The following is a 15408-nucleotide window of genomic DNA, read 5'->3' as shown; positions in this document are numbered from 1 at the left end:
AGCTATAAGCGCATTTGCTGTGAGATATCGTCTCTCCGGCTTCTTCTGTGTACACTTTCTTATGATCTTCTCAAGGCTTGTAGGTATATCCGGGTAATACTCCCTAGGTGATACCATCTCGCCCTGAATGTGCATCAGCGCTATAGCCACATTGTTCTCGCCTTCAAATGGAACATGTCCTGTGAGCATCTCATACATGGTGATACCGAGTGAATAAATATCACTTCTCTCATCTGAGAATCCGCCCCTTGCCTGCTCCGGTGATATGTAGTGAACACTGCCCATCGCATTTGTCGTGGTCGTGCTTGACGATGCGGCTCTTGCGATTCCGAAATCAGTAACCTTCAGCGTGCCGTTGTTCGACATGATGATGTTCTGAGGCTTTATATCTCTGTGTATCGTGTGATGCTCATGGGCTGCCTGAAGTCCCTGGGCTATCTGTATGGCAAAATCAATCGCCTGCATAGGCTCTATTCTACCGTGGGCCTGTATATATTCCTTGAGGGTGGTTCCCTCCACAAGCTCCATTACTATATAATATATTCCGTTGTCCTCACCGACATCGTATACATTCACAATATTAGGATGTGACAGCCCCGCCGCAGACTGGGCCTCTATCCTGAACTTTGTAACAAAATTAACGTCTGAGCTGAACTCAGGCTTAAGCACCTTTATGGCAACATATCTGTTTAACACATGACATTTTGCCTTATATACCTCTGACATACCGCCAGATCCAACCAATTCTATGATCTCATAACGACCGCTGAGCATCGTTCCCGGATTTAACATACCAATTTATTCCTCCCAATCTATCGCAGCTACAACGGCAGATATATTGTCCTTGCCGCCGTAGTAATTCGCTCTCTCCACCAGCTTCTCACCGACTGTCTTAAGATCATCCGACTCTGATACAATGTCCCGAATCTCGTCGTCCTCTATCATGTTCGACAAACCATCAGAACATAGAAGGATCTTATCATCCGCTGAAAGTTCTACTTCAAAGAAATCCGGAACCACATCATCACCTATTCCAAGTGCTCGGGTTATAATGTTCTTCTCTGGATGATTCCGTCCCTTATTCCTGTCGAGCTGACCATTCCTTATCAGCTCCTCAACCAATGAGTGATCAAGTGTGACCTGTCTTATCTCATTGTTAACTATATATAATCTGCTGTCACCTATATTCGCGACATACATGATTCCATCATCGATCACTGCAGCTACAAATGTCGTTCCCATACCTGCGTAATCCTCCGGATTGCTGAGCGCAAGCTTATACACCTTGTCATTGGCATATATTATCGCCCTCTTGAGCAGCGATACAGGATTGCTTATCTCGCTTTCACTTATATATTCAACTGCGGCTTCAATCGCCGTTCTGGATGCAACGTCCCCGGCCTTATGACCGCCCATGCCATCCGCAACTATGTACAGATTGCTGATAGCCCCTATTGGCTCATCTGTATAAAATATGCTGTCCTGATTCATGGAACGCTTTTTTCCAACATCTGTTATTCCAAATGATTTCATATATTCTCTCCATCAGCCTAAAATATTATCTGATACGCCACCTTGCCTATTTTAGCACAACACATAAAAAAGAACAAGACGAACTATTTATCCGTCTTGTTCTCCTCCTCATATTTACGGCGGAGCTGTCCGCACGCTGCGTCTATGTCACGCCCCATGCTTCTTCGCACCGTAGCTGTTATCTGGTTTCTTTCCAGAATATTTTTGAAATTCTCAATGGCGCTGTTATCCGCCCTCTCGTAATCCCTCTCCTTGATCGGATTTACGGGAATGAGGTTCACATGGCAGTTTCTTCCCCTTATGAGACGCGCCAGCTCGCATGCCTTCTCAGGGCTGTCATTCTGCCCTTTTACAAGAGAATACTCAAATGTTATCCTCCTGCCCGTCCTGTCAAAGTAATAATCACAGGCGTCCAGAACCTCTGCAATGCTGTATCTGTTGGCTATCGGCATGAGTGCCCTTCTGTCCTCGTCATTTGGCGCGTGAAGCGACAATGCAAATGTAATGGAAAGCCCCATATCCGCAAGCCTCTTTATCTCAGGCACTAAACCGCAGCTCGACACTGTGACATTTCTCTGGCTTATGTTCAGTCCATTCTCGTCCGTCAGCATCTCTATGAACCTGACAAGATTGTCAAAGTTATCCAGCGGCTCTCCCGTTCCCATCACGACCACATTTGACACACGCTCACCTGTTATCTTCTGGATGCTGTATATCTGTGACAGCATCTCAGACGCTGTGAGATTCCTCACCAGCCCGCCTATGGTCGATGCACAGAACCTGCAGCCCATACGGCAGCCCACCTGGGATGATATGCACACGGAATTGCCATGCTTGTACTTCATGAGCACGCTCTCTATGACATTCCCATCATGGAGTCTGAACAGGAATTTATTTGTGCCGTCATCCTCTGAAATGAGTCTGGTGACAACGCTCACACCATATATTCCATATTCATCCATCTTCTCTCTGAGGCTTTTCGGCAGATTGGTCATCTCCTCCGTTCCGTCCGCAAGCTTCACATGAAACCACTGATATATCTGCTTCGCCCTGAATGCCGGCTGACCAGCACCGGTGACCCAGTTCCTGAGTTCTTCCATATTCATTGATTTCAGATCCGGCTGTCTAATATCCTTATCTTCTCTATCCTTTACTTCCATACTCTGTCCAATCTTTTATACATGTTCTATCTATTTTGTACGCACGAACTTCGATATGAAAAATCCATCACACTCATCTACCCCCTGTAACAGAGTTACATATCCTTTATCGCCGCCGTGCCCCGGTACGATCTCATCTATACTCACAGTCTCAAAATCATGATTTTCCACAAACCACTTAACATTGTTCTGATTCTCCCTGCTGTCTATAGTACATGTCGAATACACCAGTGTTCCACCCGTTTTCACATATCTGGATACAGTGTCAAGAATATCCCTTTGAAGCTGTGCCAGCTCGTCTATGCTGTCACCTGTCACATTGTACTTGATATCGTTCTTCCTGCCCATTATGCCAAGTCCCGAACACGGAAGGTCTGCTATTACCACATCAGCCTTTCCGACAAGGTTCTCATCAAGGTCTCTCGCATCCCATGCCTCGACAGTGACATTTGTCAGTCCAAGTCTGTCCACGTTCTCCTCTATGAGCTCCGTCTTGTTCTCGGTGAGATCCCTTGAGATAACCCTTCCTGTCTGTCCCGCAAGACTTGCGGCATACATGGTTTTGCCGCCCGGTGCTGCACACACATCCACCACCAGATCTCCATTCTGTATACCTGCTGCCCTTACAGCCAGACACGAACTCTGATCCTGTACAACAAATTCTCCATCCATGAATCCTGGGATCCTTCTGACATAATCATATCCCTTTATAAGAAGTGATGTGTCATTCAGGCTTCCTCGCACTGTCTCTATTCCAGCGGTCTCCAGCTTCCTCTCGACTTCATCAACGCTTATCCTGTCTGTATTCACCCTTATGGATGTCGGACGCATTTCGTAGCTGCTTCCGAGTATCCTGTCCACCGTTTCGCTGTCATAGTCCTGCAGCAGTATCTCCACAAGCTCCACAGGAACTGAATATTCAACCGAATAGTATTCCAAAGGTGATGTGTTCTTATCAGGGTATTTTATACCATCCCTATTTCTTGCGATATTTCTGAGCACTCCGTTGACAAAGCCTCTGAGGCTTCCAAATCCATGATCCACCGCCAGCTTCACCGACAGGTTGCAGGCAGCCGAATCCGGAACAGAGTCCATAAAGAACAGCTCGTAAGTTCCCATCCTGAGGACGCATCTTATGAGCGGCTTGCACTTGTTCACCTTTGTTTTGGAGAACTGGTTTATTATGTAGTCCAGCTTTATCCTCTGCTCTGTGACTCCCTCGACCATTCTCGTGATGTACGCCCTGTCCTGTTTGCTCATGAACTGGTTGGCGCGGAGTGCCGTTCCAAGTGCTATATTTGAAAATGTATGATTTTTCTCTATGTCCAGTAATGTGGTCAGAACCACCTCTCGAGTCTTTGTATCCATTCTACCTCTGTCCATTCTTCATCAGATATATTTGATCAGATGTGCTCTCCGGCTGTGAGTTTATTGCCCGCAAGGAACGCCGCCGCATCCATAGGCTTCTTGCCCTCAGGCTGCAATCTTGTTATCTGGAGTGCATCCTGTCCACACGCTATGGCAAATGTCTTCTTGGTCACCATGGTTATCTCACCCGGTGCAATGCCATCCTCACGACTCACTACCTTTGCCCCATATATCTTGACATTCTTGCCGCCTATCCTTGTGTATGCACAAGGCCATGGCTGAAGGCCTCTCACAAGTCTCTCTATCTTCTCTGCCGGCTCACTGAAATCTATATCTCCCATACCCTTGTTCAACATGGAAGCGTAACAGCTCAGGCTGTCATCCTGAGGTGTCCGGACCGCAGTTCCATTCTCAAGCTTTTCAAGGGTTGACAGTATAAGCTGCGCACCGCTTGCCGCAAGCTTGTCCGTCAATGTCTCTCCAGTGTCATCGTCACCGATAGACACAATCGAATGTTCTATCATATCTCCGGTATCAAGTCCCTTTGCCATGTACATGGTGGTGACTCCGGTCTCCTTCTCGCCGTCAATGATCGCCCACTCGATAGGCGCCGCACCGCGGTACTTCGGGAGCAGCGATGCATGGATATTGACACATCCGTACTTCGGAATATTGAGTATGCTCTCAGGAAGTATCTGGCCATATGCTGCCACAACTATCACATCAGGTGCATACTCTCTGATGATGTCCACGTTCTCCTGCTCACGGAGCTTCACCGGCTGATATACCGGAATATCATATTCCATTGCCTGTACCTTCACCGGTGTCGGTTGAAGCTTTTTGCTCCTTCCCTTTGCCTTGTCCGGCTGCGTAAAGCATGCCACAACGTCATGTCCCGCTTCCACTATGGATACAAGTGCGTGCACGGCAAAATCAGGGGTTCCCATATATATAACTCTCATCTGCATGTCCTCCTTGTTATAGGTTAAGTATCTCTTAATTCTGCTCTACCTCGTGAAGGCCATCCTCGACAAGATCCTTGTAGAGCTTTCCGTCAAGATGATCAAGCTCGTGGCAGATAGCTCTCGCCAGAAGTCCCTCTCCCTCGACTGTAAACTCCTCCATATTCTCGTCAAATGCCTTGCATATTACATGCATAGGTCTTGTAACTGTTCCAAATTTTCCAGGAAGGCTGAGGCATCCCTCCTCACCTGTCTGCTCTCCGTCTGATTCTGTTATCACAGGATTTATAAGACAGAGTGGATTGTCATCGCCGACATCGATAACAACTATCCTCTTGAGGATTCCAACCTGAGGTGCGGCAAGTCCAACTCCATTTGCCTCATACATGGTATCAAACATGTCATCTATGAGTGTAAGTGTTCTGTCATCCATCTTCTCAACCGGTCTGCACACCTTTCTGAGTATGTCATCTCCGTCATATCTTATATTTCTTATCGCCATGTCCACAAATCTCCTTTTCACTAATACATATTTACCGGATTCAGGTCAAAGAATACACTCACATCGTTCTCTCCGTTCTCCTTAAGCCATTCCTCGACATAATCCTTGACATCCACCAGCATCCTGTAATCCCGGTGTTTTATATACAACACCCGCCTGTACACATCCTTTATCTTTGATATGGCCGGTTCCGAAGGACCGATCACAGACAGATGTCCTGCATTTATATATTTTCCCCTTATAAGAGAATACATCCTATCCATTATATTGGCAAGCTGTTCTTCGTCCATGCCCGTGCCCATTATGACCATCATATTCCACTCCGGCGGATACCTCATGAGTGATCTGTACGCCTCCTCGATATCGTAGAATGCCCTGTAATCCTGGGACGCTGCCGCAGTTATGACGTAGTTGTCCGGCTTGTAGGTCTGTATCACAACCTTTCCGGGCACATCACCTCTTCCGGCTCTTCCCGCAGCCTGGGTCAGCAGGTCAAATGTCCTCTCACCGGCTCTGTAGTCTCCGCTGAACAGTGTGAGATCCGCCAGCAGCACACCCACAAGTGTCACTCTGGAAAAGTCATGTCCCTTGACTATCATCTGGGTTCCTATGAGTATGTCCGCATCGCCTCTTCCGAAGCTCTCAAGTATCTGCTCATGAGAATTCTTCTTCGAGGTCGTATCCCTGTCCATCCTTAAGGTCCTGGCCTCCGGGAACAACCTGTGTACCTCCTGCTCGACCTTCTCGGTTCCGACTCCATAGCCTCCTATGAGCTTTGAACCGCACGCCGGACATTTGTCCGGCTCCGGCATTCTGAATCCGCAGTAGTGGCACACAAGCACGCCCTTCTGTGTATTATTTCCAGAGTGCAGTGCCATGGACACGTCACAGTGCGGGCATTTCACTGCCTCTCCGCAGCTCCTGCAGGATACAAAGCTGTTATATCCCCGCTTGTTGATGAACAGCATGATCTGTTCCCGCTTGCTGAGCCTGTCCGCTATATCATTTGCAAGCTCGTCGCTTATTATGGATCTGTTGCCCCGGTGGAGTTCATCCCTGAGATCTACTATGCTTGTCTCTGCCATGGCTCTGCCCTCAACACGGCTGTCCATGGTCCACAGCCTGTACTCACCCGCCAGTGCACGCTTGTAGCTCTCCACAGAAGGAGTTGCGGAACCGAGTATGACACTCGCCCCCTCAAGCCTTGCACGTTCTATGGCAGTCTCCCTTGCGTGATATTTTGGCGGGCTGTCACTCTTATAGCTGCTCTCATGCTCCTCATCTATTATTATAAGTCCCAGCTTCTCAAATGGGGTAAACAGCGCAGACCTCGGGCCTATCACCACATCCACATCGCCCTTCCTTGCGCGCTCAAACTGATCATACTTCTCCCCGCTGCTGAGCTTTGAGTTGACCATGGTCACACGGTCACCAAAGTATCTGGAGAAATATGTCAGTGTCTGATACGTGAGTGCTATCTCAGGTATCAGCACGATCGCCTGTCTGCCCGCGCGGACGACTTCACGGATACACCTCACATACACCTCAGTCTTGCCGCTTCCCGTCACGCCATGAAGAAGATATGTCCTGTGTATACCCTGATCTGCATCACTTACGAAATCATCGACTATCCTCTGCTGGTCACTGTTAAGCTCTATATCAGGAGCCTCAAATGCCTGCTGCCTCACCGCGTCAGACACCACATCCCGGTATCTGCTGTCCTCAACGATACGAACGACACCTTCGTCCTCCATGGCCTTAACCGCCTGATATGACACATTCAAAGTCCCGGTGGCCTCCGTCATTGTGAGCTCATGTCTCACCATAAGCTCGCGGAGGAGCCTGAGCTTTGCCCTGGCATTCTTCTTCATATATCTGTATTCCCATGTGTCCACATCCTCGCATGAAAGGACAATATATCTGACCACCACGGACTTAACCGTTTTTTTCACCGGCATCACCGTCTGGATGGCATTTATCATGGTGGAGCCGTAGTTCTCCTTTATCCACGCCGCAAGGGCAAGGAGCCTTCCCGGAGCTGCCACGCCGTCCTCGCACAGAGAATCTATAGACTTTATCCTGCTCTCATCATATTCCGTGGAATCCGATATCCCTATGACATAGCCTTTTCTCAGATTATTTCCCTTGCCAAATGGAATGTTGACCTGACTTCCTATCTGTATCCTGCCGGCAATATCGTCAGGAATAGCATATTGAAATGTTCTGTCTATCGCCTCATGGGATATATCAATTATCACATCTGCGTACAATCCCCGCATTTTTCTCCTCCAATATCTGCCGTATCATTTCTCTCTCGTCCATTTGTGTCCTGCGTCCCTCTATATCCTGATATGTCTCATGGCCTTTGCCGGCCAGAAGGACTATATCATCCCTGTCCGAAATCTCCAGAGCGTATCTTATAGCATCCAGACGGCTGCATATCTTTACATATTCTCCTCCGCCCTCGAGAACCCCGGTCTCAATATCCGTCATTATCGCCTCCGGGGATTCAAACCTCGGGTTATCACTTGTTATGACCGTCATATCCGCCAGCCTGCCCGACACAAATCCCATGCCTTTTCTGCGCCCGGCTGATCTGTTGCCGCCGCATCCGAACAGACATATAAGCCTCTTCGGCCTGTACTGTCTGAGGGTGGTCAGTACATTTTCCAGGCTCACGGCATTGTGGGCATAATCGATGAATATCCTTGCGTATCCCGGAATCTCCACCGGCTCGAGTCTGCCCCTCACCTTCATATCCGACTGCGAATCCTGCATTACCTCCATCGGTATCCCGATGATCCCGCAAGTGGTTACCGCAGCAAGAGAATTGTACACATTGAACTCTCCCGGTATGCCAACAGTCATGTAAGTGCTCTCCCCGTCCGTTCTCTCACACTCATAGCCTATCCCCATAACTCTATGGAGAATGAGCCTGTGTATTGCTCCCGCCATACACACATTACCATCCCCGGCTGCAGTGTGATTCCTCACACCATAATATACCACTTCAGCCCCTGCATTCACAGCCTCGGCAGCAATACACCCAGAATACATGTCATCTGCATTTATCACCGCAGTCTTACACTTTGAGAACAGGCTTCTCTTCCATCTCCCATACTCGGCAAATGTGCGGTGTTCATTCCGCCCAATGTGATCCGGAGCAAGATTTGTATATACGCATATATCAAATTCTACCCCCGACACACGGCTGTGCATAAGCCCCTGTGACGATACCTCCATGACGCAGTATTCCGCACCATTTGCCACCATGTCTGCAAGCTTGCGATGGAGATATATCGTTCCCGGAGTGGTGTTCACAGATGGTATCTTCCGAATACAGTCATCGATCTCTATGGTTCCCACAAGACCGGTTCTACGCCCCCATCTGTCCAGCATAGACTTTATCATACATGCGACCGTGGTCTTTCCCTTTGTCCCGGTCACACCTATAACCTTCATACTTCGTGACGGAAAATTCCAGAAATTATTACATATCATTCCTATACCGTGGCGATAGTCATACAGTCTCACGATCAGTACACCATCGGTATCCCCCCAGCGTCCGGCTGACCGCTCCGCAGGTATGCCGATATCATCTGTCATGACTATACACGCTGCGCCCCTTGCCACGGCATCATCTATATAGCGATGTCCATCTGTTCTCGCACCTCTCCGGCACACAAAAAGAGTTCCCTGTGTGACATCTCTGGAATCATCTGCCAGATCCGTAATCTGACAGTCAATGTCCCCTGCCAGGATCTCATAGACCGTGCCTTTTAGAACATCTGACGCCCTCATGATACACCTCCCGTCGACATATTCCTGTTTATTTAGAATATGCCACATCCGGCACAGTTGTGTATCAGAAAAATAGGAGGCTGTGCTAAAAGCTCCAACCTCCATTCTTCTCACTTACCGCTATATATTCCGGTCTGTTAATCCTCGTCTGCTCCGACGATCTTTACCTTTCCATGGTAAACTTCATCTACAGCGATGGATAATGGCTTCTTCTTTGGGTCTGCTGCCACCATAGGCTCCTGACCATCAATGATCTCTCTTGCTCTCTTTGCTGTTGCAAGAACGATTGAATATCTGCTGTTTACTACAGGCTGCTCACCTGGCTCAACCTCTGCATTTACTACTGACATTAAGTCTGTGTATGATGGATGTAACATGATATTATATCCCCTTTCTTATATGATTATTGAAATATTCTTCTAAACTGCTGTCCACTGTTATCCAGTCTAATTTATCAGAGTTTCTTTATCTCTGCAAGCTCTTCTTTTATTCCGGCTATATATCCAAGCTGATTATCTCTTCTGCAGCCATAGCTTCTGATGACTGAATCCACGGTGTGTATACACTCGTCCAGATCATCGTTGACTATGATGTAGTCGTACTTGTCCATGTCCTCAGCTTCCTCTGTGGCCTTTCGGAGTCTCTTGATTATGGTCTCCTCCGACTCTGTTCCTCTTCCTGCCAGTCTGCTCTTAAGCTCGCTTATGCTTGGAGCTGATATAAATATGAGAAGCGCATCAGGGAACTGCTTCTTGACATTGAGTGCGCCCATGACCTCTATCTCGAGTATGACGTCCTTGCCATCAGCAAGCTTCTCCTCAACATACTTCTTTGGAGTTCCATAATAATTCTCTACATACTGTGTCCACTCGATAAATCCGCCGTAGTCAATGAGATTCTCAAAATCCTTGCGATCCATGAAATAATACTCTCTTCCATCGACCTCACCCTCTCTCGGTGATCTTGTCGTCGCCGACACTGAAAGGTTATATCCAAAATCCGACACAAGTCTCTTGACAACTGTGCCCTTTCCAACTCCTGAAAAACCGGATATGACTATGAGCGATCCACGCTTTGTATTCTTATCTGCCATCATCATTACCTCTAAAAATTATGTACTCTATTCCAGATTCTGTATCTGCTCTCTGACCTTCTCTATGTCAGTCTTGAGCTGTATCGCCTTGTCTGACACATCAAGTGAATTGGCCTTTGAAAGTATCGTGTTCGCCTCTCTGTTCATCTCCTGTGCGATGAAGTCCAGCTTCCTGCCGACGCTTCCGCCATCCTCCAGAATCTTCTTCGTGCTGCTGATATGGCTCTTAAGCCTTACAGTCTCCTCGTCCACACATATCTTGTCCGCATATATAACGACCTCTGTGGCGATCCTGTTCTCATCTATAACAGGATTGTCAAGAACCTCTGTGATCTTGTCCGTGAGCTTGCGTCTATACTCCTCCACAAGTTCAGGTGATATCTCCTCTATATAATCAACGGCAGCTCTCATTCCGTCAAGCTTGTCGATCATGTCCTTCTTAAGGTTCTCTCCCTCTGTTATCCTCGACTGCACGAACATCTTCGCAGCCTCGTCAAGGGATGTCTCTATTATCTTCCACAGCTCATCCTGGTCGACCGCCTGCTCCTCAACCGTGAACACGTCAGGGAAGCCTCCAAGCTGTGCAGGTGTTATGCTGTTCTCAATTCCAAAATCCTTGGACATCTCCTCGAAATATCCCATGTACTTCTCGGCAACGTCCTTGTTGTACTTCAGCTTGACATTGTCATCCGAGAAATCCTCGTATGTGATGAACACGTCAACCTTTCCTCTCTCAATATATTTTTTGAGATATGTTCTTATGTTTGTCTCAAAGAAGCTTATCTTCTTCGGGAGCTTTATATTGATGTCGCAGAATCTGTGATTGACTGACTTCATCTCTACAACTATCTTGTATGCATCAGTCACCCTCTCGCTGCGGCCAAATCCTGTCATGCTTTTTACCATATCTGTCTCCTAATATTCCCAGGTTATATGTTGTTTTCAATTACCTGATAACAGATAATATATTATACTTCACACCTGTTTAAAAATCAAATTATTTATTGTACTTCCTCTATTCCCGCAATCCTCGGCTCTGCAATCATCGAGTAATTCGTATGATATATTACAAATCCAGGCTTTGCCCCCGCAGGCTTTTTGATATTTCTGCGCTCGGTATAGTCTATCTCCACCTTCGGTGCCGTCCTTCCAGACGAATAATACGCTGCAAGTCTTGCCGCCTCCTCATATGTAGAATCAGGAAGTTCTCCCGCACCCTCAAGTCTCACGATGACATGGGAACCCGGCATCTTCTTAGCATGGAACCACATATCCCCACCATTTGCGAATTTAAATGTGAGCTCATCGTTCTGGATATTATTCTTGCCCACATACATATGAAATCCATCGCTGGATATGTAGTGCAGCGGTTTTGACTTTGCCTTTTTCCTGTCGCCCTTGCGTCCGTAATGTCCCTTTACATATCCGCAGGCTACGAGCTCCTCCTTGACCTGTGCCAGTGAATTCTCATCTATCGCCATATCAAGGAACGTCTGCACCGACTGAAGATGCTCCAGCTCACTCTTCGTCTCGACAGTGAGCTGTGTAAGTGCCTCATAAGTCCTCTTGAGCTTGTTGTATCTCGCAAAATATCTCTTGGAGTTGTCCATAACAGATATGGTCTTGTCAAGCGGGATCTTTATCATCTCGTTAGTATAGTAGTTGAGAGCCTCAAAACTGTCCGCTCCCTGTTCTATATTGTAACCATATGTGTTGATCAGTTCTCCGTACACACGGTACTTTTCCCTGGATTCAGTGTCCTTTAACTGAGCGAGCTGCAGGTCGTACTTCTTGCTCGTTCTCTCAATGGCATTCGAGACGATCTTTCTGAGATCCGATGACTTCTGTCTTATCCTTGTGACCGCACTCTTTCTGTAGAAATACTCATCAAGCACCTTTGAAATGTCATCCCTTGATTCTATGGTCTTGTCGCTGTACATCGACAGATGCACCGACGAGAACTCCACTGGAGTGTAACCGTCCAGTATGATCTCAGGAGTATAGTTCCCGTTCCTTATATCAGATACTATCCCGGCAAATTCATCATAAAGCCTTGCGACATCCGCCTCGCTCATGCTGTCCACAGGCATGTTGCCGTCAAGTCCTGCCCTGTAGGTTATCTCACTCGCCACAACCGGTGAAAATCCGGTTATGTTCTGGTATATCGCCTTTATGATATTCGTAGGGCTCGAGCTCACACGCTCTATGAAGTCCCCGCGCTCTATCTCAAGCGGGGATACCTTTCCTCCCGCCGGAGGATACTCATAAGTCCTGCCCGGAAGAACCTCCCTCACTGAGCTCACCATATGGGATATATGCTTTATGCTGTCGATGATGACATTCTCATCCGTGGCAAATATGATATTGCTGTGCTTACCCATGATCTCTATGATGAGTTTCTTTCTCTTTAGATCTCCAAGCTCGTCCAGATGCTCGATGACCATGACAACTATTCTCTCAAAGCCCGGCTGATACACATCAACTATCCTTCCGTTGTTGATATGCTTCCTGAGGAGCATACAGAAATTCGGCGCTGTCATAGGATTCTCCTTGGCGGACTGCTGAAAGTATATAAGCGGGAGGCTTGCATCCGCAGACATGAGCAACCTGTAATTCTCCCTGTTATTCTTTATTACTATGTTGAGCTCGTCCTTCTCCGGCTGATATATCTTATATATCCTTCCGTCGATGAGTTTCTCCTTCATGTCTCTTACCACATTGGATATCACTATTCCGTCAAACGCCATATCTGTCTCTCCTATATCCCTGAAAAAAGGCAGAAAATGCAAATTCATTCTCTGCCTCTTCCATATCTACTACCACATTACTGCTATCCTGATCCTACAGTGAATTGTAGAGATCCTTATATATATTCGCCGAGTTATACCATGAGTAATCCTGTCTCATGCCACGCTCCTGGATTCCATACCATGCCTCTTTGTTGTTATAGTACACTTCCTTTGCATAGTTTATGGCATTGAGGAGCTCATATGCATCATAATTAGCAAATGAGAATCCTGTTCCTGTACCCTCGAACTGATTATAAGCCTCAACAGTATCTGCAAGACCACCTGTCTCTCTTACTACTGGAACTGTGCCATATCTGAGTGCCATGAGCTGTGTGAGTCCACATGGCTCAAATCTTGAAGGCACGAGCATCACATCGCAGCCTGCATACATCTTATGAGATCTCTCATCTGAATAATAGATGTTCGCTGATACCTTTGCAGGATGTATTCCCTGATAATACTTGAACATGTTCTCGTACTTGCCGTCACCGGTTCCGAGGACGATGAACTGTACTCCGTCACAGCATATATCGTTCATGATCCTGTCAACCAGATCAAGACCCTTCTGGTCTGTGAGTCTGGATATGATTCCTATTACAAACTGATTCTCATCCTGAGGAAGTCCACATTCCTTCTGCAGTTCGATCTTGTTGATCTTCTTGAGCTGTCTGAAGTTATCCACGCTGTAGTTCTTATATACCTGTGGATCTGTTGCAGGATTCCATACCTCGTAATCTATACCGTTGACAATGCCCCAGAGTGACTGCCATCTGGCACTTAAGAGCCCGTCAAGTCCCTCTCCATAATATGGAGTCTGTATCTCCTTGGCATATGTGTTACTTACCGTTGTTATCTTATCTGCATATACAAGTCCGCCCTTAAGCATGGAAGCATCCTTCTGGATCTCCAGCTTGTCCGGTGTAAATACATAATCAGGGAGTCCTGAATACTCCTGAATGGTCTTTATATCCCACTTGCCCTGGAACTGGAGATTATGAATAGTCATAACAGACTTCATGCTTGTATAGAACATATCTCCTGCAAACAGAGTCTTGAGATATACAGGCACAAGTCCTGCCTGCCAGTCATGACAGTGAAGTATATCCGGCTGGAAACCGATCGATGGAAGGATCGAAAGCGCTGCCTTTGAGAAATAACAGAACTTCTCGATATCCCACTTTACATCACCATAAGGTGTAAATCCGTTAAAGTAATACTCGTTATCTATGAAATATACCTTGACACCCTCATACTCCAGATACATAACGCCAACATAATCATTCTTGTAACCGATGTCCATATAAAAATGCGTTATATACTGCATCTTCTCCCTGTACTTGTTCGGAATACAGAGATAATTCGGCATGATGACTCTCACATCATACTCGTTCTTATCAAATATCTTTGGCAGTGTTCCAACTACATCCGCAAGACCACCCGTCTTTATAAATGGCACACACTCTGATGCTATATATGCAACCTTCTTCATCAAATAAACCCTCCATAACATTTAGACATTAAATCCTTGTACATTATATCACACGGGTATCCATAATTCAATAAATCAGTGTATCTATATTGTTGCATTTGCCACATTCCGCTGATATACTTTTAGCATGCAGCCGCACGCAGATACGGCTGGATCACAATCCAGAAAACAGGAGATTTTCAATGTTAGACATCACCATCACCGAGACCAGGGACTTCGTGAAGAAGCTTCTGATGGACAATACATTTGACCGTTTTCTCGCCATGGAGGCATTTGTAAAAAGCGGGATAACATACAGCTTTGACGGAAGGGTAAACAAGGATTTCTATGACAAGGAGGAGCTGGAGCTCATGGCTTCCACATCCTACGCCTCATGGGAGTCCATAAAACCACATGTATATAATGTTATAAGAGGAAAGAAGCTGCCACTGAGCTTCAAGATAGTGCTCGTGCTCTCCCAGCCGGACATCATGGATATGCTTGAGAAGAACCATCTCACCATACCTGTATCTGATGTGGCAAATCTCACCTTGAACGTCTACTATGACGGCATGAGCATACAACTCACATCCATGGCGACCCAGAACATATTCACCATGGATAAGACCCTTGAGCATGTGTGGGATGCGGAGATCAAGGATTTCCTGAAGACTGCCGGAATATATTTCACCGAAAGCTGATTTTTTGAAGAAATTTAATATGATTTTTGAA

The 15408-nt window shown here is 46.7% G+C and carries 14 protein-coding genes; 1 reads left to right on the top strand and 13 read right to left on the bottom strand.

The genetic code is table 11. From position 1 onward, the window contains the following. From ABUA31_RS13185 to glgA, 13 genes are all read right to left on the bottom strand, one after another. Window positions 1-792 (bottom strand): protein kinase domain-containing protein (locus ABUA31_RS13185; protein WP_349824059.1); only part of this gene is annotated, 792 nt, incomplete at its 3' end. 6 nt (window positions 793-798) lie between these two features. Continuing rightward, window positions 799-1533, bottom strand: a complete 735-nt coding sequence (locus ABUA31_RS13180; protein ID WP_015534819.1) for a Stp1/IreP family PP2C-type Ser/Thr phosphatase — start codon at window positions 1531-1533, stop codon at window positions 799-801. A gap of 83 nt (window positions 1534-1616) precedes the next feature. Continuing rightward, window positions 1617-2693 (bottom strand): dual-specificity RNA methyltransferase RlmN, encoded by a 1077-nt coding sequence (gene rlmN / locus ABUA31_RS13175; RefSeq protein WP_015534818.1) that lies wholly within the window; start codon window positions 2691-2693, stop codon window positions 1617-1619. A gap of 30 nt (window positions 2694-2723) precedes the next feature. Further along, on the bottom strand, window positions 2724-4061 hold the full coding sequence (rsmB, locus tag ABUA31_RS13170) for a 16S rRNA (cytosine(967)-C(5))-methyltransferase RsmB (RefSeq protein ID WP_349818304.1): 1338 nt from the start codon (window positions 4059-4061) through the stop codon (window positions 2724-2726). A gap of 35 nt (window positions 4062-4096) precedes the next feature. Beyond that, complete coding sequence (gene fmt / locus ABUA31_RS13165) at window positions 4097-5023, bottom strand: methionyl-tRNA formyltransferase (RefSeq protein ID WP_022216784.1); 927 nt, start codon at window positions 5021-5023, stop codon at window positions 4097-4099. Window positions 5024-5057: 34 nt separating this feature from the next. Then, entirely contained in the window at window positions 5058-5525 is a 468-nt protein-coding gene (gene def, locus ABUA31_RS13160) for a peptide deformylase (RefSeq protein WP_015534815.1), read from the bottom strand. Window positions 5526-5545: 20 nt separating this feature from the next. Further along, on the bottom strand, window positions 5546-7804 hold the full coding sequence (gene priA, locus ABUA31_RS13155; protein ID WP_349818303.1) for a replication restart helicase PriA: 2259 nt from the start codon (window positions 7802-7804) through the stop codon (window positions 5546-5548). Then, entirely contained in the window at window positions 7773-9326 is a 1554-nt protein-coding gene (locus tag ABUA31_RS13150) for a UDP-N-acetylmuramoyl-L-alanyl-D-glutamate--2,6-diaminopimelate ligase (RefSeq protein WP_070097445.1), read from the bottom strand. The genes priA and ABUA31_RS13150 overlap by 32 nt, the downstream gene beginning before the upstream one ends. 137 nt (window positions 9327-9463) lie before the next feature. Next, the gene (gene rpoZ / locus ABUA31_RS13145; RefSeq protein ID WP_015534811.1) at window positions 9464-9703 is read right to left on the bottom strand and encodes a DNA-directed RNA polymerase subunit omega; all 240 of its coding nucleotides are present in this window, start codon (window positions 9701-9703) and stop codon (window positions 9464-9466) included. A gap of 77 nt (window positions 9704-9780) precedes the next feature. Beyond that, window positions 9781-10419, bottom strand: coding sequence for a guanylate kinase (gene gmk, locus ABUA31_RS13140; RefSeq protein ID WP_015534810.1), 639 nt, complete (start codon window positions 10417-10419; stop codon window positions 9781-9783). Window positions 10420-10446: 27 nt separating this feature from the next. Next, complete coding sequence (locus tag ABUA31_RS13135) at window positions 10447-11325, bottom strand: YicC/YloC family endoribonuclease (protein WP_022216788.1); 879 nt, start codon at window positions 11323-11325, stop codon at window positions 10447-10449. A 95-nt stretch (window positions 11326-11420) separates the two neighbouring features. Continuing rightward, window positions 11421-13166, bottom strand: coding sequence for an Rqc2 family fibronectin-binding protein (locus tag ABUA31_RS13130; protein WP_117549458.1), 1746 nt, complete (start codon window positions 13164-13166; stop codon window positions 11421-11423). A 94-nt stretch (window positions 13167-13260) separates the two neighbouring features. Further along, window positions 13261-14697 carry a glycogen synthase GlgA gene (gene glgA, locus ABUA31_RS13125; protein ID WP_015534807.1) on the bottom strand — a complete coding sequence of 479 codons (1437 nt, stop codon included), beginning with the start codon at window positions 14695-14697 and terminating at the stop codon, window positions 13261-13263. Window positions 14698-14879: 182 nt separating this feature from the next. Between glgA and ABUA31_RS13120 the strand changes: the two genes are divergently transcribed. Beyond that, a complete protein-coding gene (locus ABUA31_RS13120) occupies window positions 14880-15377 on the top strand; it encodes a DUF5721 family protein (RefSeq protein WP_015534806.1) in 498 nt (165 codons plus the stop codon). Window positions 15378-15408: the final 31 nt, after the last annotated feature.

Source organism: Coprococcus sp. RTP31081st1_H1_RTP31081_211007, from assembly GCF_040227275.1.
GTDB lineage: Bacteria > Bacillota > Clostridia > Lachnospirales > Lachnospiraceae > Coprococcus > Coprococcus aceti.
The sequence above is the reverse complement of the archived record's forward strand: the minus strand, read 5'-3'. Positions and strand labels throughout refer to the sequence as shown.